This is a genomic window from Vibrio sp. 10N.222.46.A1 (assembly GCF_041473595.1).
GTDB lineage: Bacteria > Pseudomonadota > Gammaproteobacteria > Enterobacterales > Vibrionaceae > Vibrio > Vibrio tasmaniensis_A.
Map to the genome: position 1 here is coordinate 1 of NZ_JBFRSN010001371.1, position 220 is coordinate 220.

Genomic DNA, 220 nt, shown 5'->3' on the forward strand with positions numbered 1-220 from the left:
CCATTGAACCTGTTGGCTCAGATACACGTAGGCCTGCACCAATCGCAGCAGCCATAGGCTCATCGATTAGGTAAACTTCACGAGCACCAGCACCCAGTGCTGATTCACGGATTGCACGGCGCTCAACTTGCGTTGAACCACAAGGAACACAAACCAATACGCGAGGGCTTGGTTTAAGAACACTGTTATCATGCACTTGCTTAATGAAGTGCTGAAGCAT

1 protein-coding gene is annotated in these 220 nt (G+C 49.5%); it reads right to left on the bottom strand.

Going from position 1 to position 220, the window contains the following annotated elements:
* On the bottom strand, positions 1-220 hold a 220-nt coding region (locus tag AB4496_RS26690), incomplete at both ends, for a rod shape-determining protein (protein ID WP_372132926.1).